The 24,838-nt window shown below is 35.6% G+C and carries 24 protein-coding genes; 8 read left to right on the top strand and 16 right to left on the bottom strand.

Going from position 1 to position 24,838, the window contains the following annotated elements; genetic code table 11:
- Window positions 1-27 precede the first annotated feature (27 nt).
- Window positions 28-351 (top strand): translation initiation factor, encoded by a 324-nt coding sequence (locus AC3HD6_RS16810; protein WP_488897379.1) that lies wholly within the window; start codon window positions 28-30, stop codon window positions 349-351.
- Between the two features lie 2 nt (window positions 352-353).
- On the opposite strand, the gene AC3HD6_RS16805 is transcribed toward AC3HD6_RS16810, so the two are convergent.
- The 6 genes from AC3HD6_RS16805 to AC3HD6_RS16780 all read right to left on the bottom strand — a co-directional run bounded on the left by AC3HD6_RS16805 (window position 354) and on the right by AC3HD6_RS16780 (window position 7,989).
- Window positions 354-1,253 carry a leucine-rich repeat domain-containing protein gene (locus AC3HD6_RS16805; RefSeq protein WP_488897378.1) on the bottom strand — a complete coding sequence of 300 codons (900 nt, stop codon included), beginning with the start codon at window positions 1,251-1,253 and terminating at the stop codon, window positions 354-356.
- Between the two features lie 135 nt (window positions 1,254-1,388).
- Complete coding sequence (locus AC3HD6_RS16800) at window positions 1,389-3,554, bottom strand: alkaline phosphatase PhoX (protein ID WP_488897377.1); 2,166 nt, start codon at window positions 3,552-3,554, stop codon at window positions 1,389-1,391.
- Window positions 3,555-3,761: 207 nt separating this feature from the next.
- On the bottom strand, window positions 3,762-5,354 hold the full coding sequence (locus AC3HD6_RS16795) for an MFS transporter (protein ID WP_488897376.1): 1,593 nt from the start codon (window positions 5,352-5,354) through the stop codon (window positions 3,762-3,764).
- Window positions 5,354-6,400: an HlyD family secretion protein gene (locus tag AC3HD6_RS16790; RefSeq protein ID WP_488897375.1), complete on the bottom strand. Its 1,047-nt coding sequence runs from the start codon at window positions 6,398-6,400 to the stop codon at window positions 5,354-5,356. Before AC3HD6_RS16790 ends, AC3HD6_RS16795 begins: the two co-directional genes overlap by 1 nt.
- An 11-nt stretch (window positions 6,401-6,411) precedes the next feature.
- Window positions 6,412-7,746 carry a TolC family protein gene (locus tag AC3HD6_RS16785; RefSeq protein WP_488897374.1) on the bottom strand — a complete coding sequence of 445 codons (1,335 nt, stop codon included), beginning with the start codon at window positions 7,744-7,746 and terminating at the stop codon, window positions 6,412-6,414.
- 9 nt (window positions 7,747-7,755) lie between these two features.
- Window positions 7,756-7,989, bottom strand: a complete 234-nt coding sequence (locus AC3HD6_RS16780; protein WP_488897373.1) for a hypothetical protein — start codon at window positions 7,987-7,989, stop codon at window positions 7,756-7,758.
- 87 nt (window positions 7,990-8,076) lie between these two features.
- On the opposite strand from AC3HD6_RS16780, the gene AC3HD6_RS16775 reads away from it, so the two are divergent.
- On the top strand, window positions 8,077-8,865 hold the full coding sequence (locus AC3HD6_RS16775; RefSeq protein WP_488897372.1) for a helix-turn-helix domain-containing protein: 789 nt from the start codon (window positions 8,077-8,079) through the stop codon (window positions 8,863-8,865).
- A 185-nt stretch (window positions 8,866-9,050) separates the two neighbouring features.
- Here AC3HD6_RS16775 and AC3HD6_RS16770 read toward each other — a convergent pair whose 3' ends face one another.
- A complete protein-coding gene (locus AC3HD6_RS16770; protein WP_488897371.1) occupies window positions 9,051-10,880 on the bottom strand; it encodes a cytochrome-c peroxidase in 1,830 nt (609 codons plus the stop codon).
- Between the two features lie 229 nt (window positions 10,881-11,109).
- Here AC3HD6_RS16770 and AC3HD6_RS16765 point away from each other — a divergent pair, with 229 nt between their 5' ends.
- Complete coding sequence (locus AC3HD6_RS16765) at window positions 11,110-11,592, top strand: hypothetical protein (protein WP_068943059.1); 483 nt, start codon at window positions 11,110-11,112, stop codon at window positions 11,590-11,592.
- 20 nt (window positions 11,593-11,612) lie between these two features.
- Complete coding sequence (locus AC3HD6_RS16760; protein ID WP_347218154.1) at window positions 11,613-12,467, top strand: nucleoside phosphorylase; 855 nt, start codon at window positions 11,613-11,615, stop codon at window positions 12,465-12,467.
- A 20-nt stretch (window positions 12,468-12,487) separates the two neighbouring features.
- On the opposite strand, the gene AC3HD6_RS16755 is transcribed toward AC3HD6_RS16760, so the two are convergent.
- The 3 genes from AC3HD6_RS16755 to AC3HD6_RS16745 form a co-directional block, all read right to left on the bottom strand.
- Window positions 12,488-12,616: a hypothetical protein gene (locus AC3HD6_RS16755; RefSeq protein ID WP_488897370.1), complete on the bottom strand. Its 129-nt coding sequence runs from the start codon at window positions 12,614-12,616 to the stop codon at window positions 12,488-12,490.
- 198 nt (window positions 12,617-12,814) lie between these two features.
- Entirely contained in the window at window positions 12,815-13,582 is a 768-nt protein-coding gene (locus tag AC3HD6_RS16750; RefSeq protein ID WP_488897369.1) for a Rossmann-fold NAD(P)-binding domain-containing protein, read from the bottom strand.
- Window positions 13,579-14,007: a MarR family winged helix-turn-helix transcriptional regulator gene (locus AC3HD6_RS16745; RefSeq protein ID WP_488897368.1), complete on the bottom strand. Its 429-nt coding sequence runs from the start codon at window positions 14,005-14,007 to the stop codon at window positions 13,579-13,581. The genes AC3HD6_RS16750 and AC3HD6_RS16745 overlap by 4 nt, the downstream gene beginning before the upstream one ends.
- 233 nt (window positions 14,008-14,240) lie before the next feature.
- On the opposite strand from AC3HD6_RS16745, the gene AC3HD6_RS16740 reads away from it, so the two are divergent.
- Both AC3HD6_RS16740 and AC3HD6_RS16735 read left to right on the top strand, forming a co-directional pair.
- Window positions 14,241-14,498, top strand: coding sequence for a hypothetical protein (locus tag AC3HD6_RS16740; RefSeq protein WP_488897367.1), 258 nt, complete (start codon window positions 14,241-14,243; stop codon window positions 14,496-14,498).
- Between the two features lie 24 nt (window positions 14,499-14,522).
- Window positions 14,523-15,278 carry a DUF3667 domain-containing protein gene (locus tag AC3HD6_RS16735; protein ID WP_488897366.1) on the top strand — a complete coding sequence of 252 codons (756 nt, stop codon included), beginning with the start codon at window positions 14,523-14,525 and terminating at the stop codon, window positions 15,276-15,278.
- A gap of 65 nt (window positions 15,279-15,343) precedes the next feature.
- Here the strand turns inward: AC3HD6_RS16735 and AC3HD6_RS16730 are convergent, their stop codons facing one another.
- Both AC3HD6_RS16730 and AC3HD6_RS16725 read right to left on the bottom strand, forming a co-directional pair.
- Window positions 15,344-16,618, bottom strand: coding sequence for a hypothetical protein (locus tag AC3HD6_RS16730; RefSeq protein WP_488897365.1), 1,275 nt, complete (start codon window positions 16,616-16,618; stop codon window positions 15,344-15,346).
- Between the two features lie 246 nt (window positions 16,619-16,864).
- Window positions 16,865-17,431, bottom strand: coding sequence for a DNA-3-methyladenine glycosylase I (locus tag AC3HD6_RS16725; protein WP_488897364.1), 567 nt, complete (start codon window positions 17,429-17,431; stop codon window positions 16,865-16,867).
- A gap of 138 nt (window positions 17,432-17,569) precedes the next feature.
- On the opposite strand from AC3HD6_RS16725, the gene AC3HD6_RS16720 reads away from it, so the two are divergent.
- Both AC3HD6_RS16720 and AC3HD6_RS16715 read left to right on the top strand, forming a co-directional pair.
- Window positions 17,570-17,869, top strand: coding sequence for a DUF883 domain-containing protein (locus AC3HD6_RS16720; RefSeq protein WP_488897363.1), 300 nt, complete (start codon window positions 17,570-17,572; stop codon window positions 17,867-17,869).
- Between the two features lie 120 nt (window positions 17,870-17,989).
- Window positions 17,990-18,802, top strand: a complete 813-nt coding sequence (locus tag AC3HD6_RS16715; RefSeq protein ID WP_068943051.1) for an enoyl-ACP reductase FabI — start codon at window positions 17,990-17,992, stop codon at window positions 18,800-18,802.
- 104 nt (window positions 18,803-18,906) lie between these two features.
- Here the strand turns inward: AC3HD6_RS16715 and AC3HD6_RS16710 are convergent, their stop codons facing one another.
- From AC3HD6_RS16710 to bglX, 4 genes are all read right to left on the bottom strand, one after another.
- Complete coding sequence (locus AC3HD6_RS16710) at window positions 18,907-19,920, bottom strand: terpene synthase family protein (RefSeq protein WP_488897362.1); 1,014 nt, start codon at window positions 19,918-19,920, stop codon at window positions 18,907-18,909.
- Between the two features lie 338 nt (window positions 19,921-20,258).
- Window positions 20,259-21,698 (bottom strand): glycoside hydrolase family 30 protein, encoded by a 1,440-nt coding sequence (locus AC3HD6_RS16705; protein ID WP_488897361.1) that lies wholly within the window; start codon window positions 21,696-21,698, stop codon window positions 20,259-20,261.
- 34 nt (window positions 21,699-21,732) lie between these two features.
- Window positions 21,733-22,542, bottom strand: a complete 810-nt coding sequence (locus AC3HD6_RS16700) for a glycoside hydrolase family 16 protein (protein ID WP_488897360.1) — start codon at window positions 22,540-22,542, stop codon at window positions 21,733-21,735.
- 64 nt (window positions 22,543-22,606) lie between these two features.
- Complete coding sequence (bglX, locus tag AC3HD6_RS16695) at window positions 22,607-24,829, bottom strand: beta-glucosidase BglX (RefSeq protein WP_488897359.1); 2,223 nt, start codon at window positions 24,827-24,829, stop codon at window positions 22,607-22,609.
- Window positions 24,830-24,838 lie beyond the last annotated feature (9 nt).

Below are 24,838 nucleotides of genomic sequence, written 5' to 3'. Positions count from 1 at the left end.
TCCATAAATCTTTTTTAATTTTGCCGTATGGACTTACGTGATCAATTGAAGAATCTTTTTCCTGAACATGAAGAGCAGGATTTTGAAATGCCTGAAGAAGAATTCAAGCAAAAAGAACCATTGGTGTGCAAATTTGAGAAGAAAGGCAGAAACGGTAAACCTGTAACTATTGTTGAAGGTTGGGAAGGTAGTGAAGATGACCTTAAAAAAATCTCCAAGAAAATAAAAACCACCTTAGGAATAGGCGGTTCTGAAAAGGATGGAACGATTATCATCCAGGGAGATAACCGTGATAAAATAATGGCTATCCTTAAAGATATGGGCTATAAAACCAAACGTGTTGGCGGATAGGTCTAGAAATAAACCTGTGCTTCCGGCAGTAAGGTTTTTAGTCTTTCAATTTTAGATTTTTCTATAGGATTTCCTGTAAGAATCAGTGTTTTCAGGTTTTTAAGCTGACTGATTTCTACAGGGATATCTTTCAGATTATTGTTAGCAAGATTCATGCTGACAATATTCTTTAATCCTTTTACTTTAGATGAGATTTCTGTAATATTATTATCACTTGCATTCAGAAATTCAAGTTCCTGAGCTTTAAATAGATTTTCAGGAAGTCTGCTGATAGTATTCTGCTGTAATTCGAGATATTTTAAACTTTTTGGAAATGAAAGATTTCCCATGTCATTGATCTGATTGTTGGCCAGATTTAAGAATTTCAGACTTTTGATCTGAAACAACCGGTCCGCAATAAAACTAATTTGATTTCCCTGTAAATTGATTTCTTCTAAGGTGGGTATTTCCATTAGAGCTTCAGGAAAAACATTAAGGTTATTGGCATCAAAGTGAACCACCTTAAGATTTTGAAGCTTTGCAAGATTTGGATTAATACTTGTCAGACTGTTCAGATTCATAGAAAATGTAGTCAACTTTTTAAGCTGGCTGATTTCATCCGGGATGTACTTGATGCTGTTTTCATTTACATTCAAAAATTCAAGTTCTTTCAATGTAAAAAGCTCCTGATCCATTTTTTCTAACTTATTGGCCATCATATTTAAAAAGAATAATGAATCCAATTTTATAATTTGAGGCGGAATATTAAACAATCCTTTTTCTCTGAAACTCATACTGTAAACAGCCTTCTTACTGTTCAGAGCTTCTTCCATATTGGTGAAAGTAGGATATTTAACAGGATCAATCTGAGCGTTGATCTGAGAAAGTGATAAAAAGGAAATAAGTAAGAAAAACTTTTTCATATGAAGATGTTTATTATTTTTTAAATGTCCATTATCACAGCACCTTAATCTGCATGTGTCTATTACAGCAATTTTATAAACAGAAATGTCTGCCGACAACAAATGGTATCGGCAGACAGGAATTATAAATAGTTTTTATTTCTTTAAAAGTTTTACTGTTTTCTGGAATCCTCCTTCTGCTTCAATATTCAGAATTAAAACTCTGGCCCCTTCCAATTGAGGTGTAAAATCCAGGTCTAATATCTTGTTTACGCCATTGAATTTCTTAGTATAAACAATTTTACCATCTATACTGTAAGCAGTCACTGAAATATCTTTTAAGCCTTTTGGCAAATTGATTTTTACTATTCCTGAAGTAGGATTCGGAGCTACCGTTACTGTGTTTTCAGCAGCTGTATTTTCAGTTGTTCCTAAAGAACCTTGTGTTCCGAGATTTCCTTTAAGTGCAATCACTACAGTAGCAGACTTCCCTTTGTAATCAATAGTATTTCCTGTAGCATCAATGTCTGTAGAGATGGTAGAATCCGGATGTTGGATAGAGAAGAAACCGAATTTATGATCTGGTGTAAACGTTAATCCTGTAGGCTCAGACCCTGCTGGCATTGAAGCAAATAATTTCACTTTCGGATTAGTCTGTGTATGATCCGGAGCAATGACCCAGATATAGTTTTTACCACCATCCTGAAGCACCCAAAGGTTTCCAAGTTCATCAAAAGTAAGGTTGTCATTTCCATCTCCCCAAGCCTCAGATTTTGTTCCCTGTGTTGTTTCGAAAGAGTATACCGAGTTGGCTCCACCCACGAATGTTTCCACCTGAGAAGCGGTTGTTCCATTGTCCTGTAAACGATAGACTCTATCTAATCCTTTTGCTGTAAAATAAATCTTACCATCCAGAGGGCTGATATCCACATCTTCTACTCCATTAAATCTTGTTCCTCCTAATGATTGAGCAAGGTTTGCTGTGTTATTTTGGTCTGCTTTTGTTTTATTAGGAACCGGAATCCATGTTGCTGTAGTTCCCGCCGGATCTCCTGCTGCCGTTAATCCCTGATCTAATTTTAATACATAAAGATTTCCTGAAGCCAGATTGTTTGGTGTATCCATCACATATTTATACACCATGTGTGTACCTCCATCTTCTCCGTAATATGCAGTAGTTCCGGCATTATTAATCACCACATTTTCATGGTTCATGATTCCCATCTGCCATAGTTTTCCTTTAGAACCATCTGTATTCTTAGAAACTACCTGTGCTGTTGCGGGATCAATTTCTACCAGCCAGCCGTAATCTTTGTATCCGTCACCATTTGTGTCATTAGCCGTTACAGATTCTTCTGCTGTTACTACCGTTCCCCAAGGAGTAATTCCTCCTGAACAGTTTCTGATTGTCTGTACCAAGCTAGGATCTGAGAAACTTACTGCTCTTGATTTTGTTAACTGCCAAAGTTTTGTAGATGCGTTATAATTTACCTCAGCCATCGTTACACCACCAGGGTTTGTTTCGTGGTTTACGGAAAGGTATCCATTTGTACTGCTTCCTGATTTGCCAACATACGCTGTAAAGTCGTTCTGCCCGCCTACTAGCCCGCCTCCTTCGGTATAATTATCACCTTCTTTCAAAATAAGCTGATATTTGTGTTCACCAGGAATGATAAGTTTATTGGTTTGTGCCGTAGGAACAATGGAAGTGAAACAGCTAATATGTGATCCGTTACATACAACAGGCGGAAATGTCGTGTTAGGCTTTGTTTTCAGATAAGCATCAATTCTAAGATCTGAACTGCCAACACTTCGGTTATGTAATTCAATAGAAATTCGGTTAACACCATTGATGAATTTTGATTTTGGAATAGAGAAAATATTATACACATTTTCTGCAGCATTGTCAATTGTTGTACTGGAAAAAGTATTGAATGTAATGACTCCGGCAGGCATATTGTCTCTTATTACTTCCTCTCCGTTAAGATACACTACTATACCATCATCTCTCATTACTCCAAGTTCCATGTTGTCTGTAAGTGTGGCAAGATCCACCGTAATATCTTTTGCAAAATATGCTGTAACTAATCCGGTTGCACCTCCATGAATGGTGGTAGTAACAGGATCACCATATCCTAATGGTGCATTACCCACAGGCCAGGAAGAGATGTCATAGTTTTGGGTTTTCCATGCATCAGGTTGTGCCTGATCCAAGTCTTTGTAGCTCCAGGACGTTCCCTTGTCAAAAATAGTAGTCTGCGCCTGAACAACCGAACCGGCAAATAGAGCTAAAGCCCCAATTGTTAGTAGTTTTTTATTCATTTTTAATTTGATTTATTAGACCTTGCAAAACTATTTTTTCAAGATGGTCTTCCTGTTAATAGGATTTTAAATAAAGACAGGGGAATATTAATTAATTTAAAACCTAATGTTAATGGGATTAACTTTTCGTTAATAGTTAACAGGATATCGTCTTAGAAATCCTAATTCACTGCTCCATAACTCATCAATAACAGACCCTAATAATGATTAATACGGAATACTGCTTTTTCTTAATTTTAAAAAGACATTTTGAATCTGAGGGGTAAAGAGTAAAATAACAATTACGGAAATTACCCCTATCAACATCAAATCATAATAATCCCGGGTACCGCGAGCCAATATCTGATGACTTATCATCTGATTAAAATATCCCGCGGATCCTGTTTTTGAGGTATACAAATCGCTTCCTGCATTCATATACTGGTTTTGAATATCCAGTAAAGTAACTGGTAATTGCTGATTAGTTTCCGTTATTGTTTCGCGAAACTTTTCCCTTACAGCTGATTTTGTAAATAATTGGAGTTCATTGCTAAATGCCAAACTGGTTATAAACCCGGTAAACCTGGCAAATATTCCAACCAGCGAGGCATGCAGAGCAATTTTAGGAGGCGCTGATGATGCGGTGAATGAAACAATGGGAACAAATAAAACACCCGTTGCCACTCCATATATAAACATAGGCAAGATGAAATCTATTGTTTCGCCTTGTACAGAGACAAACAATATCATATAGACATAGTATACCGCCATGATCCCAAAACCAACAAGAATAATCCTTATCAGGTTAAAACCTATCAGCACAAACCGCGAAGTGACAAACATACTTAGAATGACTCCTGAGATTACCGCAACCCATATGGGAATAGTACTGAGTGGATGATTACCTAAAATCACTTCAAGATAGCCATAAGCCATTCCTGTACTCCCTTTAAAAATGTAAAATGTAAAAAGGAGTAAAAGGCCTACGACAAAATTTTTTGTTTTAAAAATCTGCAGGTTGATTAATGGCCGCTTAATTTTGAGTTCTCTTATTATAAAAAGCACAAGAATTGCAAGATTACTTAAACCAAGGGCAAGTATTAAACGGCTGTCAAGCCATCCTAGCTGTCTTCCGTATACAAAGATATATCCCAATATTAAAATAAAAGATACATACAGTAGATAGCCCGCCCAATCTACCTGATATAAAGGTAGCTTTTTCGTAAACCTTGCTTTACCGTTCATCGTAAGCAATATAATACATGTAAGGATGATAAGTATAATATTGAACCCGTAAAATAGCCAGTTAAAATCAAAAAAATAGAGGACTACACTGGTATAGATGGAATAAAATGGTACTGCAATTTGTATGCTCCCGTAAAGGAGACTGTACGCAATCACACGAGCTCGGACCGACTGCAATCTTGGAAAAATAAGCTGTAACACGATACCAGACATCAGTGCACAGGTAATTCCCTGTAAAAACTGACAAATAATAAACAGGTTCCAATCTTTACATTGAAAACAAATAACGGAGCATATTGCATTAATGGCGAGTGCTATAAGTAAATATTTTCTTACTGCAAAATACTTTACAATGCGGGAGTCCAGTGCCAGAAAAGCTACGGTTGAGCCATACATCACTACCATACCATATTGTACATCGGTAGATTGTATACCATAAAATCCCATGGCTGCTGCCGGGCTGCTGTAAAAAGTGAAACTAAACAGGCAGGTCATCATAATAATAAATATTATGGATCTTGCCATCCATTCGGAAACCCATGGTTTGAAAACCGGTATTTTATGTGTCTGCATCATCAGTGTTTTAAGACATAAATATTTGCATTCATTCCTGCAGAAAGTTTTTCTAATTTATCAGGTGTATCTATAAGTTTAATTTTAACAGGAATGCGTTGAATGATTTTAACAAAATTACCGGTAGCATTATCAGGAGGAAGTAGTGAATAACGGGAACCTGTAGTTGGAGAAAGTGATTCAATGATGCCATTAAATTTTTTATCAGGAAAAGCATCAACCTCTATGGATACTGACTGCCCGACTCTGAAATTTTCAATTTGTGTCTCTTTAAAATTGGCCATCACCCATTTTTCTTCGGCTTTGTTGACTAAAAATGCTAATGTTTGTCCCGGTTGTATCAATTGGCCTTCCTGAATACTTTTTTTACCAATTTGTCCATCAAAAGGAGCTATAATGAAAGTATATCTGATATCCAGTTCCTGTCTTTGAAGAAGAGCTTCTTTTATTTTTATTTCTGCCGATATCGCACTACGTTGTGCTCTGAAATCATTTAGTTTGGATTCAGCCACCTGCAAAGAAGCTTTAGCCTGGTCATAATCTGCCTGCGTGATAGACAATGATGTATTGACATTGTCAAATTTTTGTTGTGTGGTAGATTCATCAGCCAGCAGATTTTTATAACGTTTAAATTCTCTTTGTTGTTGGTTCAATCTTGCTTTTGCACCTGCCAATTGTGCCTTTATAACTGCAATACTTTTAATCTGCGTTTCTTCATTGGAAGCCAGAACAGGAATTTTAGCATGTGAGCTCATCAGTTCAGCTGATGCCGCATTTCTTTTTAACTCATACTCGTCAAGTTCAATAACAACAAGTGTATCTCCTTTCTTAACCTGCTGATTATCTTTGTAATAAATTTTACGAATATACCCGCCAACTTTTGCATTTATGGGTGACAAATAGGCATCAATCTGTGCATCATTGGTCTGTTCATAGCGATATCCTTTCAGAAAAAATGCTACTGCCCAAATAACTATACTGGTAAATAATGTGATTCCCAACCATTGGGTTAGCTTTACTATAATTTTATCTGTTTTATTTTTGTTCATAATTTTTTACGTTAAAGAATTCCTACAATTGTCAACAATCTAATATGGGTGAGTTTTACGTTTGCCTGGGCAGTTGTTACATTAAATTTCGCTTCCAATAAAGCGTTTTCGGCTTCCAAAAGGTCAGTCAGAAGAGATTCCTGATTGAGATAACTGCTTCTGATAACCCGAACCGTTTCAGTTGTTTTTGTAATGTTTTTCATGGCTGTTTTTACGTTTTCCAAAGCCTGTTGTTCCTGTAAATAAGCTTCTTTTACCTGGATCAAAATTTCATTCTTTTTAATGTTTGCTTTTTCTTTTGCTTTACTATTGGTAATTTGGGCATGAGTTACCGAATGTTTGTTTTTGTATAAGTTATCAAGAGAAAATTGTACTTTAATTCCTGTTTGTCCAAATCCCCATACATCATTTGAGTATGGATAAAAAGAAATCTGAGGATAGGTATAGTTGTAATTTGAAAACAATGAAATTTTAGGCCATAATGCAGCTTTAATCTGTTTAATATTGAGTTCACTCCATTTAATGTCGCTATCGGCTACCTTATAATCAGGTGATGTATTAAGAGCCATATCTATATAATCATTGTAGCCAGCATTTGCAATGGTATCTAACTCAACGGGCTCTTCATAATTAATAGTTAGTTCAGCATCATTTTCATATCCCATCAGAATATTGATGCGTTGTTTAGCGATTTCAATCTTCTTTTCAACATCGGAAAGAGTGAGTTCTAATTGCGACAATTTTACGGAAGTCCTCAGCACATCGCTCTTTAGTACAGTACCATTTCTATGCAGACTTTCTATAAGCGACAGCTGTTTCTTTTCCGTTTCAATTTCCGCATCCAGAAAATCATAAAAGTGCAGAAACTTATATAAATCGAAATAAGCCGCCGCAACACTGTATTTTACATTGTTCTTTTGCTGATCAAATTCATATTGTTTCCGTACCTCTTCTTCTTTTTCCATGAGAATATTTATGCGGTCTTTGCCACCATTGAAAAGATTAAAATTCAAATTATATCCTATTCCGTATCCATAGCCTTTTACTGGTACATCCTGTGGGGATGAGAATAAACCATTGTCATAAATCAGAAATTTAGAATTGGCTTTTATCTCTCCTCCTACCGAAAGTTCGGGAATCAAGCGATCCTTTGCCTCAAGCACCTCCAGCTTACTTTGCTGAAAATTTAAATCAGATAGTTTTAACTGACGATTATTCACTTCGGCAATTTTCCATATTTCTTCCAAACTCAATATTTTTACATTTTCTGTATTCTGGGCATAAAAAGATTGCACCAACAGCAACAATAATATATTGAGAATTAAAATGGTTCTGTATTGTTTCATCATTCTTCTTTATAATTGCTTTGTTTCTTTCTTTTTAGAAGCCAACCACTCCTTAAAGAACTTCATCAATTCTTCCAACGCAACGGTTAGATCTATCATTGGCATAAAAGGGCTAGAATACGTACAAGTCAGTCTGTAAATATTCGCTGCATCAATATCCGCTGCTGAATACGGTAATTTATTATTATAATATTCATCCGGTATTTCAAGCTCCTTATGAGGGCCTACTATATTTTGTTTCATAATGCTATATTATTATTGAGCAAAATTATTCAACACCTAAAATGATTTTTTTATATAATTAGCCTAATATTTGCTAAATTTGGCCAAATGGAACGTCTTAACCAACTAATAAATGTTATTGATCAGAATCCTGATTCAATTTTAGTAATGCGGCAACAGATTGAGCAGCGTTTTCCTTCCCATCAGCATGATAAGGCTCAGCTGCTGCTGGTTTATGGCGGAATTGCTTATCTGCAAACGGGTGAAAAGGATTTCTATATTCCGTCTAATCATTATCTATGGATACCCAAGAATTATTCTCATAATCTGATGTTTAATACACAGGATCTATACATGATCAATATCTATTTCCCAGAGAAAGAAACAGATGACTTTTATAATGAATTAGGAATTTATCCAGTGAGTAAACTTTTATCAGAAATGCTATCTTTCAGCGAAAAATGGCAGGGAGATTACGAAAAAGATACCTGGGAATTTGAGTTTTTATCAACGCTTAAGAAAGTATTGTCAAAAGAAAATCTTAAAAAATTTTCGATTCAGCTTCCCACAACAGAAGATCAGAGGCTTAATGCAATTACCGATCATCTTAGAAATAGGTTAAATGAAAGTCATACATTAGAAGATATGGCAAAGATATCCGGAATGAGTGTTAGAAGTTTAACAAGATTGTTTCAAACAAAACTGCATATCACTTTTATTCAATATTTGAAAATGCTGAGAATTATTCGGGCCATGGAATTAATAAAAGATACTGATTTGAGTATGACGGAAATAGCATACGAAATTGGTTATTCTAATATATCTGCATTCAGCAATAATTTTCAGCAGCTTACCCATATGAGGCCTACAGATTTCAAGACCATATCAAAAGTCTAGAAATTTACATTCCCATTTTAACGAAAGTGTTCCGGAAGCTGATTTATCTCCGGGGCTGATACTACATTTAGTACTCTGCTTCAGATACGTAAAGCGGGCATCTGCACTCTGTTATCACGAATAACAAATCCCCGCCAACTAATCATGAATCCCTCACTTAAAAAGCAAAAAAATATCTTTACCATCTACTTCGCCCTACTCACATCCGTAAGTGCATTCAGAAAAGCAATTATTTGTTTCATTTCTGTTTGGGTAAGGTTTAATTTATCAGCAGCAAGTGTCTGATTTTTCATCTTGAGTCCCAATCCTTCTCCACCACCTTCGTTATAGAAATCAAGAACCTCTTCTAAAGTATTGAAAGCTCCGTTATGGAAATAAGGTTTTGTAAGGGCAATATTTCTTACTGTAACTGTTTTGAATGAGTAGTCATAGATCCATGATTTTTCTTTTTTCACAGGGCTGTTTCCTCTTCCAGGATCCTGATCCAGCTCTATAGGAATTTGTTTAATTGGTTTTGTAGTTATTCCCAAAACTTCAGACTCATTTTCATTAAAAAATGGCGGTACAAGCCCTGAAAAATGAGGTGCAAAATGACAGGTAGCACAATTCGCTTTTCCCATAAACAAATTGAATCCTTTTTTCACATCATCCGAAACACTTTTTTCATTTCTCATAAAACGGTCGAAATCACTATCAAAGGAATATAATGAAGCTACATAGGAACTTAATGCCTTTGAAAAATTTTCTTTATTGATCTTACCATCTTTGAAAGCGTTACGGAATGCTTTTTTATACTCAGGCTTTGTCTTTAACTTTTGAATGATACTTTCGTAGCTTGTATTAAATTCATCTTCATTATAAATAACGTGTTCAGCCTGCTGTTCAAGATAAAAAGCACGTAAATCATAGAAAAACCTTTTTGCAAAAACTGCATTATATAAAGATGGTGAATTTCTCAATACTGTTTTTCCTTCTACATTACTTGGTGATTTTGCCATAAGGTCTGTAAAAGCATTTTCCTGAAGATGACAGGTTGCACAGCTCATTTTCCCATTGCCACTTAAATTCTGATCATAGAAAATTGATTTTCCCAGATTTCGAAGATCCGGATTATCTTCTGATGATTTCAACAAGGTATAAAAATAGGGATCTAAAAAATCACTACTGAAAAGGTTTTTGTTATTGACATTCCATCCTGAAAATTCCTTCAGATCATCAGGTCTTCCATCCCATTTTCCTAATTCTTCATACAGAGGCTGAATATATTTTTTGTAAAATTCAATTCGGTCAAAGGTTTCAAAATCTTTATTTTTTGAAAGGTAACTGATGGCTTCCGTTAAGGTCTGATCTGCTTTTTGGCTATTATAGTTTTTAAAATACGGATCATCATTGATATATTTCTGCATTCCGGAAAGCGCATGGCTGGCTTCTTCGGAAATATTCAAAGAACCCGGGGTATCAAAACCTGTCACTCCCAGAGAGTAGATCCTGATCAGCTCTATGCGCAAAGGCAGTGTTTTATTGTTTCCTTTACTCATTCCATTTTTTATGGCACTCAGATAGAACCCTGAATAGCTGTTGTATAAAAAATCGGTAATGGTTTTTATCTTTTCTTTTTCATCTGCAGCTTCATCCGAAAACACGAGTTCATCTAATACCTGCAACCCTTCCGGAGGCAGTGTATATGATGATGTTCCGGCAGCTTCAATATGAAATAAAGGCGCTGCATTAAGGTGAGTTTTGGTGAATTCAGGATAATGATAAGCAATATAGAATTCAATTTCCTTAAAAGAATTTCTTGTGTTTTTTAATGATTCCTGCAATTCTTCGAGACTAATACGGTCTTCAGAGAACTTACGAACATCAGACTTTAATTGCTCGAGCTTACCTTTAAAATCTGACAACCCTTTATTAATAAATGTATTTTCACTTTCTTTACCCCGGTAAACAGGATTAAAAGACATTACTGCAAATCCTATCAAAAGGATGACAACAAGCAGTGGATAAGATCTCATGAATTTTTATCCGCAAAACTATTAATAGGATGTTATCTCAATTTTAATAGCAGATTAAATAATGTTTATATTTTTGATACAATATTTTTCACTAATTTTAAACCCCGAAATCAGATTCATTATTCTTTAAGGAACGGTTTATTCTAAAATACCGTTAAAATAATGGCGAGAGGTTATTGGGAGAGGATTTTTTTAATTAAATTCAACACATCAAAAATAAAATAGGAGTATGAAAACAAAATTATTGTTTGCTGTTACAGCGAGTTTCCTTTCTCTTACAGCATTTTCGCAAAAGAAAAAGCAGGCAGATAAGCCCGCAAAACAACAGGAAATGGCCATATATGCTGAAAAAAAAGGAAATGACTATTATCTGGTCCGTCTGGAACAGGATAAACCGGTACCTAACGTGTATGTATATTCTAACGGAATAACCAAACCTTACAAAAGCTATGCGGAACTTAAAGATGTTGTTATGGAATTTCCGGGAATGATGTCTTCTAATAATTCGACCAAAGAAGAATTGGTTTCTATTCTTAAAAAAGATAATCATTTTTATGAGATTACTTCCCAGAGAAAAGATCCTAAAAACTTTGAAAAGACAGTAGTGACTGTATATGAAGTGATGGACGGACAAAAAAGGATTGTTGAGGAATACGATTCGATCTATCAACTTATGGCTTCACCTTATAAAGAGGCAATTTTCATCAATTAAAAAAACAAAAAATATAAATTATGCTAAACAAACTTGCTGCTTCAGAACTTATTCTGAATGAAGACGGAAGTGTATACCACTTGAATCTTTTACCTGAAGATATTGCTGATAAAATCATCCTTGTGGGTGACCCGGACAGAGTAGCAAAGGTTTCAAAATATTTTGATACCGTAGAAATCAAAAAAAACAAAAGAGAATTTTACACGCATACAGGAACATTGCGTGGAGAAAGAATCACCGTAATGTCTACAGGTATCGGAACTGAGAACATCGATATCGTAATGAACGAACTGGATGCCCTGGTAAACATCGATCTTAAAAATAAGGAGTTCAAAACAGAGCACAAAGCCCTTGAATTATTCCGTATGGGAACTTGTGGAAGTGTGAACCCTGATGTACAGGTTGATAATATGCTGGTTACTCAAAACGTAGTTGGATTAGATGGTTTAATGCATTTCTACCAGGACTACAACTTTGAAAATGAGTTTTCAAGAAGCTTTATGGAAAGATTCCCTTACGAAAAAATTAAACCTATGCTTTATTTCTCAGACTGGGCAGAAGAAATGGGTGAATATTATAAAGATGCTAAATACCACGGAAACACAGCTACATTCCCAGGTTTCTATGCACCACAGGGAAGACAGCTTCGTCTAAAGGCTGTAGATGATCAATTCCTTGAAACATTGAATGATCTTGGAGTTACCAACTTTGAAATGGAAACCTCTGCGATCTATGCATTTTCAAAATTATTAGGCCATAAAGCGATTACCGTAAATAACGTAGTGGCAAACAGAAGACGTGGAGAATTCTCTACAGACCACCACAATTCTGAAAAGAATCTTATTACTTGGGTTCTTGACAGAATTATTAAATAAGATAAATGGTACAATCCATTTTATGCATAAAAAGCCTTTGGAGTTTTTCCAGAGGCTTTTTTATAGGTTTTGGCTAAAGCCAATGGATTGGAAATGAATTTAAAAGACGGGCTAAAGCCCGTCCCTATTGATGTTTTATAGATGTACATTGAAATATATTAAAACAGGATTGAATTTGTGGTAACGTAGATTTTTTTTATTACTCTTAATGTAATTTCATCCATACTTTTCCAATCTTGATGATTTAAAATATTTAAACTTGCTGTTGAAATTCTTACAGAATGAAAAAGAATATGTTTAATCTTCTTAGCGAAACTTCGCATCTTTAATTTATTTAATGGTTCAAATTAATTCTCATGAAATTTTCGTGGATCCGGGTATTCAAAAATATACTCTAAGTCTGAAACCAGTTTTGAAGATAAAATTTTCTTTCCCTTTATAACTTCCATCTCTTCCCTCTCCTGTATGCCTTTTTGAACATTGATAACCTGAGCTTTTGATGGATGTAACAAGGCTGTTACATTATACAATTTTGATTTTGCTTCATTGTCGATCATTTTTAAGAGAATACCTGCAATATCTTTGTAATGGATATGGTTAACCGCAGAATCAAGATTACTCACATTATAATTTTTAAGAAGTCTCTGATCTCCCATAAGACCTCCAAGTCTCAAAATATTTACCTGTGAGTATTTTCTTCTAAACATTCTTTCTCCTGAAACTTTTTCAATGGGAATATCATCTTCGATAAATTCTTTTTCAATATCCGGGTAAACTCCTGTAGAGCTCATTAAAAACATTTGTCCTTTAAAATCTCCGATAAAAGACGATAAATTTTGAATTCTGTTGTATAGTGAACTTACGCAACAACTTTTCTCTGAAATCGGAATGGTAATAATTAAAACATCCAGATGGTCTATCACCTCCCATTTCAAATAGGGTTCAGAAATCTGATAATCAGGGAAATGAGCAACTATAGCATGTATCCCTTTGCCATTAAGTTCTTTTGCTTTTTCATCGGTTGTTGTGGTTGCAAAGATTTCGTATTGATCTGAAATAGATACTGCTATTCTGGCTCCCAGCCAGCCATACCCTATGATTCCTATCTTCTTCATATGTTGGATAAGGATTGTGTTGATAATATTTCATTCAAACCGGAGATGAGCTGTTTCTTTTTTTCTTCATCCAGATGTAAACAGATTTGAACTGCCTCCGGAATATGTTTCGCTTTGTCTTTCAACAATATTCCTTTTTCTGTAAGATTGATACGGACTACTCTTTCGTCATCCAGACTTCGGGTCCTGGTCAAAAATCCGTTCTTTTCTATTCTTTTTAATAAAGGAGTTAAAGTCCCGTTATCCAAATGAAGATGTTCACCAATCTTTCCGATATTCATTTCTCCATTTTCCCACAATACCAGCATTACAAGGTATTGAGGATATGTGAGTGATATTTCATCCAAATAAGGCTTATACAGTCCTGTAATATATCTTGAAACAGCATAGGTCTTAAAGCATAAATGTTCTGACAGCGCAATCATAATTTATTTTAAAAAAACAAAAATACTCAATTTATTTTGTACACAATATTTTTGCTTAAAATGTTATTTTTTAATTAATCTGTTCTCTTTTACAATCTTTTGTATATAAATTTTGACTACACTTTAGGGTATATTTACAGGGATTCAGGCATTTTTTTTAAAGGTTCAATTTTATCAATTCTCTTTTTTATTAATTTAGCAAAAACCTAATAACTATAAAACTAAGATTGAATATGAAAACCATACAACAGGCAGGTGATCGTAAACTGTCAGAATTATCCGTTGAAGAGCTTAAGACCGAGCTTAAAAAACGAACAGCAATACTTCTTTTCTTAAGTATCATTTTAGGAATTATGCTTGGGGCTTGTCTCTATGTAACAATCAAAAAAGGAATAGGTCCTTTGACGTATATGCCTATCGCTTTTCTTCCTATTTTTTTAATCATCTGGAAAAACCAGAAAAATGTGCGTAACGAAATTAAGTCTCGTTAGTCTAACTAAAAAAAGTTTTACAAAATGCATGATACCTGTTTAAACTGCAACCAACCTGTTACGACCAAATACTGTGGCCATTGTGGGCAAAAAACCAGTACTCACAGATATTCTTTAAAACACTTTATTGAACATGATTTAATCCATGGAGTATGGCATGTGGACAAAGGAATTCTGTACACGATAAAAGAATTATTTACAAGACCAGGAAACAGTGTAAGAGAATATATTCTGGGCAAAAGAGTAAATTATTTTAATTTTGTTACCCTTTTATTATTAACAGCCACCATTTCATCAATACTTTCCCATTATTCCAATATGGATTACAGTGCTTTGGTTTCTGATGATCAGAAAGCGATGATGAGTTCTTTCCAGGAATTTATGACCACTTATTTTAAAATTTTTCTGCTCCTTTCTATCCCTTTCAACTCAATTTTTAGTTATCTGTGGTTTCTAAAAGCTGGATTTAACTATTCTGAACACCTTGTTCTTAACGCTTATAAAACAAGCGGAGACATGATTGCTCTATTGGCATTTACTCTCATCACTTTCTTGTTTAAGAACTCTGCTGCTGTTATCTCAATTTATTTTATGGCATTTACTGTATTTAGTCTTGTCTATGGATTGTGGTTTTATGTGCAGTTTTTCTCTCAATCCGGATATTCTAAAGGATCTATATTTTTAAGAAGTCTGATGATTCCTGTTTCATTTATAATCTTTCAGATGATCGTTGGGTATATTTGGGCTATTGCAGCCTCTATTTTGCATACACACTCATAAAAAAAGACCTCCAAAACTGGAGGCCCTTAACACCATATCAACTATAATAAAACTTATTATCAACTTTAAAACTCATTAATCATCACATAAAAATGACTTGAGTAGAGACTGTTTGCACTTCCTGAAATATTGGTAAGATTAATCACAATACTTGAGGTGGAATTCATTCTTGGATTAGAAATCGAGAATGTGGAGTTCCCTGCAAAATCTCCGGCTGGAGATACGACTACTACAGCTCTTGTAGAGCCTGGCTGAAATCCGGCTGGAACAGCAATTTCCAACGTAGTAGATTTTCCGGGAGGCAAATTATTGATGGAAACACCCGGCCATACTTCAAAATTGATCTGATTTTTCTGTACACTGCCTCTTTCGCCCAGCTTATACTGCCCGTTTACATCTAATTTTGCCGAGGTATTTGGAGCCCCCGTGCCAATGCCTACATTCGCATTATTATTTCCCAACACAATAGCATTGGCCTGTGAGGTAGTTGCTCCATATCCTATTGCAGTAGAGAATTGTCCCAGGGCATTGGCCTCTGAACCTACTGCTGTAGAGTTTTCTTTATTGGTAACAGCATTATATCCTAAAGCTGTTTCACTGTTTGTATTTGTTTTAGCATTATATCCCAAAGCAATTGACTGAAATCCTCCGGCTGAAGCATTATTTCCAATTGCTGTGGACTCATTTTTACTGGTTTGAGCATTATACCCAATAGCTGTGGATTTAAAAGCTCCAGCTGTGGATTTGTTTCCTATCGCCAAAGCGTCGTTGGCAGTAACTGCAGCTGCGCTACCAATAGAAATTCCTTGAAATGCAGAACTTGAACTTCCAATAGCAATTCCGTTCTGGCCAGCATTAGCCCCTAATCCAAAACTTACAGAATTATCAACACCCAGTCTTCCTGCTGTGGCAGCATTTACCTTAAAGATGAGATCATCCATTGTTTTTGTTCCCAATGACAAAGCAGTATTGGCACCACTATAGGTTCCAGCGTTCTCTCCCGTTGTATTCCATCCAGTACTATCATTTCCTTTATTAGTATTGGCAGAAGTTGAAAGTCTGTTCCATTTGGAAGCAAACCAATAATAAAATCCAGCTTCTGCTAATCCAGCTTTTCCGTTGTTCCATACAATCAAACCATCTGCCGGAGCAGCTATGGTAAGTGCATCAGAATCTGAATTTAAGGCAATACTTGGAAGAAGCACACCTTTATCTTTAGCGCTTACATGAAACATTGCAGAAGAATCCGGGCTCGCCAATCCAATCCCAATCTGAGCATTCAAAAAGACAGCAAAAAGTAAAAAGAGAAGACTATATCGTGGTTTATAATTTCTTTGCATCACCTATGTTTTTGAGGGTGCAAATATACAAACTTTTTAATAAATATATAATTATTTTAATAAATCAATAATTTAAAACACAACAAAGTGATTAAAGCAATCAGTATTCACTTACAAATGAAAAATATATTAATTAACAGCGGATTAAATACCGTCTCAGCCATTATAATTTGGTGAATTAAATTGTTATATTTAAAAAATATCTCATACAAAATTATCAAAAAACATCACTATATTTTGAATAAACTATAATTTAAAATTCCTTATAAAGCAAGTTTCGATATGATCATTTACCATTCCTGTAGCCTGCATATGAGCATAAATAACTGTTGAACCCACAAACTTAAACCCTCTTTTTTTAAGGTCCTTGGAAATTAAATCAGAAACTTCCGTGGTTGCTGGTACTTCTGATAAAGCCTTCGGTTTATTATCAATGGGCACCCCATCTATAAACCCCCAGATATATTTTGAAAAACTGCCAAATTCTTTCTGAACCGCCATAAATCTCTGAGCATTGGTTATTGCAGCCAATATTTTAAGCCTGTTCCTGATAATTCCGGCATCATTCATAAGTTCCTCTATTTTCTCATCAGAATAAACAGCAACTTTTTTATAATCAAAAAAATCAAATGCTTTTCTAAAGTTATCTCTTTTGGAAAGAATGGTGTACCAGCTCAGACCTGCCTGAAAACTTTCAAGAATAAGAAATTCAAAAATCGTTTCATCATCGTAAACGGGTCTCCCCCATTCTTCATCATGATATTTTCTATAGAGATCATCTTTTTCACACCATCCACAGCGTATTTTTTCCATAATGATTGATTTTAATAGAATAAAGGTAAGGTTGATTTTGAAAAGGATAACAAAAGATTATGAAAAGTTTAACAAAGTCATCAGATTTTAGGAATGGTTATTGTTTATTCAATATTACCAAACCAAATTTATAGTATTATGAACAATTCAGATTACAACAAAGCGGAAAATGCAGTAAATAATGTAGAAAATTCTTTACAGAATGCAACGGACAATGCTAAATGGAAAATCAATGAATTGGCAGATAAAGCCAAGGACTATATTAATGAAAAGCGGAATAATGACGAAGAAGCGAAACAAGAAGACTGGCTAGAAAGGGTAAAAGCTAATGTATCCGATGCCTGGGAAGACATTAAAGATAAAGCAGATGAAGCTTGGGAAAAAACCAAGGATGCAGCAGAAGATGTAAAGGCAGAATGGAACAAGAAAACCAATTAAAATTTCAGTCATATAAATATTTTCAAGAAAATGGGGTCTTATAATTGATAAGGCTCCATTTTTATTATGTCATAACCACAATTATTGCTACATTTGTATTTCAATAAACATTAAAAAATTATGTCATACGGTTTACTTAAAGGCAAAAAGGGAATTATATTTGGAGCCCTTAATGAACAATCTATCGCATGGAAAGTTGCTGAGAGATGTCATGAGGAAGGTGCAGAATTCATCTTATCTAATGCTCCTATTGCTTTGAGAATGGGAGAACTTAATGGTTTAGCCGAAAAAACAGGTTCTGAAGTTATAGGTGCAGATGCTACTTCTATCGAAGATCTTGAGAAACTTTTTGACGCTGCTGTTGCAAAATTTGGTAAAATTGACTTTATCCTACATTCTATCGGAATGTCTATCAACGTAAGAAAAGGAAAACATTATACGGAAATGAATTACGATTGGTTGGAAAAAGGCTGGGATATTTCAGCGGTTTCTTTCCACAAAGTAATGCGTGTAGCTTGGGAGAAAGACTGTATGAATGAGTGGGGAAGTATCTTAGCACTTACTTATATTGCAGCTCAGAGAACATTCCCGGACTACAATGATATGTCTGATAACAAAGCTTATCTGGAAAGTATTGCAAGAACTTTCGGAAATTACTGGGGAGAAAGAAAAGTACGTGTAAATACCGTTTCTCAGTCTCCAACAATGACTACGGCAGGCAGCGGAGTGAAAGGTTTCGGAGGATTCCTTGGTTATGCTGAAGATATGTCTCCACTAGGAAATGCTACAGCTCTTGAATGTGCAGACTATTGTGTAACTCTATTCTCAGATCTTACTAAAAAAGTAACGATGCAGAATCTTTTCCATGATGGAGGTTTCAGCAGTTCAGGGGTTACTCAGAGAGTGATCAGTAAATATGATGCTGAAAACTAATCCACTGTCAAACTATTAAATCTGACGAGAATACTCGTTTTACAATATAGAACCCATGAAAACCATTTCATGGGTTTCTTTATTTGCTACAACCCAATCAGGAATTAATCATTTCCAACGAATTCACCTTCCACATAACCACCATTAACATAACGGGATGTATCATTGGTATGCCATGCATATACTCCGGAAACCATCACTCCCAAATCCTGTACATAGTCATACACCATATTCTGCCATTGATTGAAAGAAGGTAAATGCTCCTGCAGAACTAAAAACTCTTTCAAAAAATCATCATGAATCTCGAGTGCCAACATATAAGCATCGTGCAGGGACAGTTTGTTTTCCTGTTGCACTACTTTCACAATATTCATGGTATCACCTTCCCTATGCAGTTCTTTAGGTAATGAAATAATATCATTATGAATGCCTATCATCAAGGAGCAAAGAGTATAAAGCCGTTTCATATGAGGGTGATCAAAAATTTCATCTGGTAATAAACGATATTCTTTCTGCAATGCTACATAATTACAATAAGGCTGAACTCCACTGGTTGCTTCCCGAATCAAAAGATAAACAGACAACGGAGGAATTTCATTTTTTCTATAATATACTTTTTCATCAGAATATCCCATGAATACATATCTTATTGATTTTACAAATCTATTATAGAGATGAGCAGGTACTTCACAGGCAATAGCATCCTGTCTTAGTACCCAATACAGATGAAATATACCATTCTCAACCGGTTCTTTGGGGTTATTTCCACTTAATAACTCAATAATACGATTGGTTATTTCATACATTTCGTCATGTGAACAACGATCAAAGTAATCATCCATCATCGCTCCGTTAGCTGTATAATTTGCCAAAGGTCTGAGCTCTTTAATTGTTTTAAGAAAGGGGCAACCCCTCGCTGCAATATCGGTTAAATGATGTTTTTTATGTTTTTCACGAGCTTCTTTGCTGTGAAAAGCATATTCTGTATCAATCCATTTGTAGTACTCTTCTCTTTGCTCCTGCATAGCAGGATGAACAAAATGAGGAAAAGGATACTGAGGCTTGGGAAGCTGCCGTAAGCCGGCATAAAATTCTTCGTTAGTCATTGATGTTTTCATAAAATTTGTTTTTCATATTAAAACTGAATTAAAATTAATAAAAAAACAAAGCCAAAAACATACTATTCTTAAATTCCACACCAGAGACCCAATTAGAAAACAACACATAAATAACACACATACTGACACTTAAAATAATTCACTAATTAAAAACACCAATTTAAAACCAACAAAACCTTTAAATAATGAAATTAAGACTATTTAATCATATACGTTTATTGTGAATAATTTATAAATTAAAACTAATATCCTATCCAGGATTAAGGAAAAATAATACGAAATGAAATCGGCGGCCTCTACGAGGCCGCCGATTCTGCTAAAATAATATTAATATGATGTTATAAAATTACGGTCTGTATAGAGTGTGCCGGAGCATTTACCTTAGCTGCCATTCCTTCAATCCAAAGATTGGTTTCGATATCATTATCGGAATCGTTCATAATGACCGTAACCAGCTGTCCATTTTCATTCATGAAAGCTGAAGACGTCAATGCCGCTCTGTTAGAAGATGAACCAATCCTTTGTGCATTAGGCTTGATGTATTTTGATACATGCCCAATGTAATAATATTCATAAGTATAAAAAACTTCTCCTGTTTTCGTGTCTGCAATAATGGGTGCAAAACAGAAATTCCCTTTATGATTAGGTCCTCCGGTCTCATCCAGAAGAATGTTCCAGTCTGTCCATAAAGCATTTCCTTTATTAAAATCGTTCAGCATATTTTTGCTGTACAACTCACCCAGACTTACATCATAAATCCTGTCCATGGCAAACTGTTCTTTACAGCCTTCAGTGAAGGCAAGGAACTTATCCGGAAAAGCTCGATGGGTTTCGGCAAGGTTGTCAAATAACTGAGTTTTATTATTCCACGTTTCATACCAGTGATAGCCAATTCCATGAGCATATTTTGAAGTTTCAGGATCACCAAGTGTGGTAGTTGCTCTTTGATAAATCAGGTCTCTGTTGTGATCCCAGATCATTACTTTTTTATCTTTATAGCCGTTTTTCCAAAGGGTTGGGCCAAGGTTATTCTTCAGGAACTCCCCTTCTTCTTCCGCTGTATAGATACATGATTCCCAGGATTGGGTCGCCATAGGTTCATTTTGAACAGTTAATCCCCAGACATTGATCCCTCTTTTTTCGTATTCTTTAATGAATTTAATATAATAATCTGCCCATGTCTGATAGTATTGGTTTTCCAACCTTCCGCCTTTATATAAACTTTTATTAGACTTCATCCAGGCTGGTGGGCTCCATGGTGAGAAATAAAAAGTAAAATTATTTCCTATTGCCTTCTGTGCTTCCTTAATCATTGGAATCTTATACTTTTCATCATGAGCAAGGTTGAATGTTTTTAAAGAAGTATCATTATCTTCTACATAGGTATAGGAATCGCTGGAGAAGTCACAGGAATTCATATTGGTACGCACCACTGTGTATCCCAATCCGTTTTTTCCAAAATAAGCTTCAAGAATTTCTTTTTGCTTGTTCTTTGGCATTTTGTAGAATGTTTCTGCGGATGCATCTGTAATAGCTCCTCCAATTCCGATCAGCTTTTGATATTTAAAACCAGGAGCTACAAAAATACAGGCTTCCGTTTCCTTCGGCTGTCCGAACTGCTCAAATTTTACGGGACCTTTATCCACCATTCTCTCATTCGCTTTGGAGTTGGTAAGAATTACCTTAGCTGTTTTCCCTTCATGTTTTTTCCAATAATTCTGGGCATTGACATTGATGGCAATACCGATTACAAAACAACTTACGATTAGTTTTCTCATGATTTCTTTTTGGACTTCTATGTCCTCTTTTTCATTATTTATTTTGATAGACCCTTACATAGTCTATATAATACTTTTGTGGAAAGATGCTATCATCTATTCCCTCTTTTCCACCCCAGAAACCGCCTACTGCCAGATTTAAAATGATAAAATAAGGCTGGTCAAAAGGCCACGCTTCATAGGTTTTTTCTTTATTCTCATAAGTGAAAATTTTCTGATCATCAATGTAAACATCAATTTTTTCCGGGGTCCAATCTGCTTTATATACATGGAATTTTTCGCTTACATCTTTTACAATCAAAGTGTCAGTCTTTTGAGTTCCCAAAATATGATTGTATTTTTTAGTATGTACTGATGCGTGGATATAGCCTTGATTAAATCCCACATGTTCCATGATATCAAGTTCGCCGTCATCAGGCCATTTCTTCATACCTTCGTTCATCATCCAGATCGCAGGCCATGTTCCCCGGCCTTTTGGAAGTTTTGCCCGAACTTCTACCGTTCCATATTGAAATGAAAATTTCCCTTTGGTCAAGAGCCTTGCAGAAGTATATTTATTGTTCTTCCAATCTTCTTTTCTAGCCTCAATAATGAGATTTCCATTTTCCATACGGGCATTTTCCAGTCTGTTTTTGGTATAAAACTGAGCTTCATTATTTCCGTAACCATCTCCGCCTACATCATAGTTCCATTTTAGTGAATCTGGAAGACCTTTTCCGTTAAATTCATCACTCCAAATCAGTTTTCTCCCAGGATCTGCTTTGTTGGAAGCACAATTCATCACAGATAAGGCTAATATTCCTGCTGCATACAACTGAAGGGTATTTCGGAGTTTAATTTTCATAGCGTTATGATGATTAAGTTGAGCTAAAGGCATTTACTTTTATTGTGGCCAGACTAAAGAGTATTTATTTCGTCCAATTAATTCTTTTAGTTTGTACGTTCTGAGAGTTGGTTCCCACCATAATATCAAACTCACCTGCTTCCCAGTCAAAATTCAATTCGTCATCAAAAAATTTCAGATCTTCCGGAGTCAGTGTAAATTCCACTTTTTTAGCTTCTCCTTTTTTGATGAATACTTTTTTAAAACCCTTTAATTCTTTTACGGGTCTTACTACTTTGCCAAAAAGATCTCTTATATAAAGCTGCACCACTTCCTCTCCATCATATTTTCCTGTATTGGAAACTGTAACACTAATGTTTAATTTCTGACTTCCTTTCAGGTTTTCAGAACTTAAAATCATATCGGAGTAGGTAAAGTCTGTATAGCTTAATCCAAATCCAAACGGAAATTTTGGATCATTGTCAAGATCGATATACGCTGAAACATAATTTCTGTCTGTATTATTTTTTGCAGGTCTACCTGTATTGTAGTGATTATAATAGACAGGAATCTGCCCTTCAGTTCTTGGAAAAGTCATTGGAAGTTTTCCACCCGGGTTTACGTTTCCAAACAGAATATCTGCAATAGAATTTCCTGCTTCCGTTCCCAGCCACCAGGTATAAACAATAGCTGGAATATGATCTGCTGCCCAGTTGAAAATCAAAGGTCTTCCTGCATTAATCATAAGGACAATCGGCTTTCCTGTTTTGGCTACTTCTTTTAACAGATCTTCCTGTACCCCGGAAAAACCAATAGTACTTCGGCTTTTTGCTTCACCGCTCATCGCATGTCCCTCTCCTAAAGTCATAATCACCACATCTGCTTTTCTGGCGGTCTCTACAGCTTCAGCAAACATCGTTTTGTCCTGATCATCTACATTACAGCCTTTTGCATATAATAAAGTAGAATTTTTATCGAGTTGACTTTTGATCCCATCAAACTGTGAAACAATTCTTTGGGTATCATCTTTAAAAGCAATAGACCAAAACCCATGATTGGCTACCGTTTCCTTACCGAATGGGCCAATCAAAGCCACTGTCTTTACTGTTTTTGAAAGGGGAAGGATATTGTCTTTATTTTTAAGAAGAACAATACTTTTAGATCCGAACTCCCTTCCGAATTTTCTATTTTCCTGGTTATTAACCTGTTCTTTTTGTCTTTTTTCGTTGCTGAACCGGTAAGGATCATCAAAAAGCCCCATCTCGAATTTTTTGGTTAAAATTCTTCCTGTGGCATCATCTACAAGCTTAGCATCTACTTTTCCTTCTTTAATAAGTTTCGGAAGTTCTGCCATATATACCCGGCTTTCCATATCCATATCACTGCCTCCCTGAATTGCTTTTTCAGCGGCTTCAGCGCCATCTTTTGCGTATCCGTGAGGAATCATTTCTCCGATACTTCCCCAATCCGAAACCACAAAACCTTTATAATTCCATTTTCCTTTTAGTAAATTTCTTTGGATATATTGATTGGCTGTGGCCGGAATTCCGTTGATATCATTGAAAGAATTCATAAATGTAGCCACTCCAGCTTCTGCGGCAGCTTTGAAGGGCGGAAGATAAGTTTCATTCAGTTGTCTGAGACTCATATCAACAGAATTATAATCTCTGCCGCCTACTGCTGCACCATAAGCTGCAAAATGTTTTGCACAGGCCATAACTGCATCAAGATTCCCTAATCCTTTTCCCTGAAATCCTTTAATTCTTGCCAATCCGATTTGAGTTCCCAGATAAGTATCTTCTCCTGATCCCTCCATCACTCTTCCCCACCTCGGATCCCTGGCAATATCAACCATCGGGGCAAAAGTCCAGTGAATACCATAAGCAGATGCTTCTGTAGCAGCAATTCTTTCTGATTTTTCTATCATTCCCAGATCCCAACTTGCAGCCTGTCCGATGTTGACAGGAAAAGTAGTTCTGTATCCATGAATAACATCCTGCCCAAAGAGTAAAGGAATTTTCAATCGGGATTGCATAGCCAGTTTCTGAAACGCCCTGGTTTCTTCTGCTCCGGCAACATTAAGCATAGAGCCCACTTTTCCCTTTTTTATTTCTTCCAACACTGCAGCTGAATTAGAATGCTGAGGCCCTGTGGCATATTCAAATCCACTGTATTGCACCATCTGCCCTACTTTTTCTTCCAGTGTCATTTTAGACAAAAGTTCTGCAACTCTCTGATCTGTTGTTTTCTGTCCGTAGACACTCATTCCAAGTGCTGAGAATGCGAGTAAGAAATAAACTCTCTTCATACTTATTCG

This window comes from Chryseobacterium sp. II3a, from assembly GCF_057815135.1.
The sequence above is the reverse complement of the archived record's forward strand: the minus strand, read 5'-3'. Positions and strand labels throughout refer to the sequence as shown.

Bases quoted from the DNA above. Each gene is read 5' to 3' on its own strand.
- AC3HD6_RS16805 (WP_488897378.1), bottom strand. From the start codon at position 1,253: ATGAAAAAGTTTTTCTTACTTATTTCCTTTTTATCACTTTCTCAGATC.
- AC3HD6_RS16735 (WP_488897366.1), top strand. From the start codon at position 14,523: ATGCATGATACCTGTTTAAACTGCAACCAACCTGTTACGACCAAATAC.
- AC3HD6_RS16715 (WP_068943051.1), top strand. From the start codon at position 17,990: ATGTCATACGGTTTACTTAAAGGCAAAAAGGGAATTATATTTGGAGCC.
- AC3HD6_RS16720 (WP_488897363.1), top strand. From the start codon at position 17,570: ATGAACAATTCAGATTACAACAAAGCGGAAAATGCAGTAAATAATGTA.
- AC3HD6_RS16765 (WP_068943059.1), top strand. From the start codon at position 11,110: ATGAAAACAAAATTATTGTTTGCTGTTACAGCGAGTTTCCTTTCTCTT.
- AC3HD6_RS16710 (WP_488897362.1), bottom strand. From the start codon at position 19,920: ATGAAAACATCAATGACTAACGAAGAATTTTATGCCGGCTTACGGCAG.
- AC3HD6_RS16750 (WP_488897369.1), bottom strand. From the start codon at position 13,582: ATGAAGAAGATAGGAATCATAGGGTATGGCTGGCTGGGAGCCAGAATA.
- AC3HD6_RS16800 (WP_488897377.1), bottom strand. From the start codon at position 3,554: ATGAATAAAAAACTACTAACAATTGGGGCTTTAGCTCTATTTGCCGGT.
- AC3HD6_RS16730 (WP_488897365.1), bottom strand. From the start codon at position 16,618: ATGCAAAGAAATTATAAACCACGATATAGTCTTCTCTTTTTACTTTTT.
- AC3HD6_RS16790 (WP_488897375.1), bottom strand. From the start codon at position 6,400: ATGAACAAAAATAAAACAGATAAAATTATAGTAAAGCTAACCCAATGG.
- AC3HD6_RS16700 (WP_488897360.1), bottom strand. From the start codon at position 22,542: ATGAAAATTAAACTCCGAAATACCCTTCAGTTGTATGCAGCAGGAATA.
- AC3HD6_RS16795 (WP_488897376.1), bottom strand. From the start codon at position 5,354: ATGATGCAGACACATAAAATACCGGTTTTCAAACCATGGGTTTCCGAA.
- AC3HD6_RS16770 (WP_488897371.1), bottom strand. From the start codon at position 10,880: ATGAGATCTTATCCACTGCTTGTTGTCATCCTTTTGATAGGATTTGCA.
- AC3HD6_RS16775 (WP_488897372.1), top strand. From the start codon at position 8,077: ATGGAACGTCTTAACCAACTAATAAATGTTATTGATCAGAATCCTGAT.
- AC3HD6_RS16705 (WP_488897361.1), bottom strand. From the start codon at position 21,698: ATGAGAAAACTAATCGTAAGTTGTTTTGTAATCGGTATTGCCATCAAT.
- AC3HD6_RS16755 (WP_488897370.1), bottom strand. From the start codon at position 12,616: ATGTACATCTATAAAACATCAATAGGGACGGGCTTTAGCCCGTCTTTT.
- AC3HD6_RS16760 (WP_347218154.1), top strand. From the start codon at position 11,613: ATGCTAAACAAACTTGCTGCTTCAGAACTTATTCTGAATGAAGACGGA.
- AC3HD6_RS16740 (WP_488897367.1), top strand. From the start codon at position 14,241: ATGAAAACCATACAACAGGCAGGTGATCGTAAACTGTCAGAATTATCC.
- AC3HD6_RS16785 (WP_488897374.1), bottom strand. From the start codon at position 7,746: ATGAAACAATACAGAACCATTTTAATTCTCAATATATTATTGTTGCTG.
- AC3HD6_RS16745 (WP_488897368.1), bottom strand. From the start codon at position 14,007: ATGATTGCGCTGTCAGAACATTTATGCTTTAAGACCTATGCTGTTTCA.
- AC3HD6_RS16810 (WP_488897379.1), top strand. From the start codon at position 28: ATGGACTTACGTGATCAATTGAAGAATCTTTTTCCTGAACATGAAGAG.
- AC3HD6_RS16780 (WP_488897373.1), bottom strand. From the start codon at position 7,989: ATGAAACAAAATATAGTAGGCCCTCATAAGGAGCTTGAAATACCGGAT.
- AC3HD6_RS16725 (WP_488897364.1), bottom strand. From the start codon at position 17,431: ATGGAAAAAATACGCTGTGGATGGTGTGAAAAAGATGATCTCTATAGA.
- bglX (WP_488897359.1), bottom strand. From the start codon at position 24,829: ATGAAGAGAGTTTATTTCTTACTCGCATTCTCAGCACTTGGAATGAGT.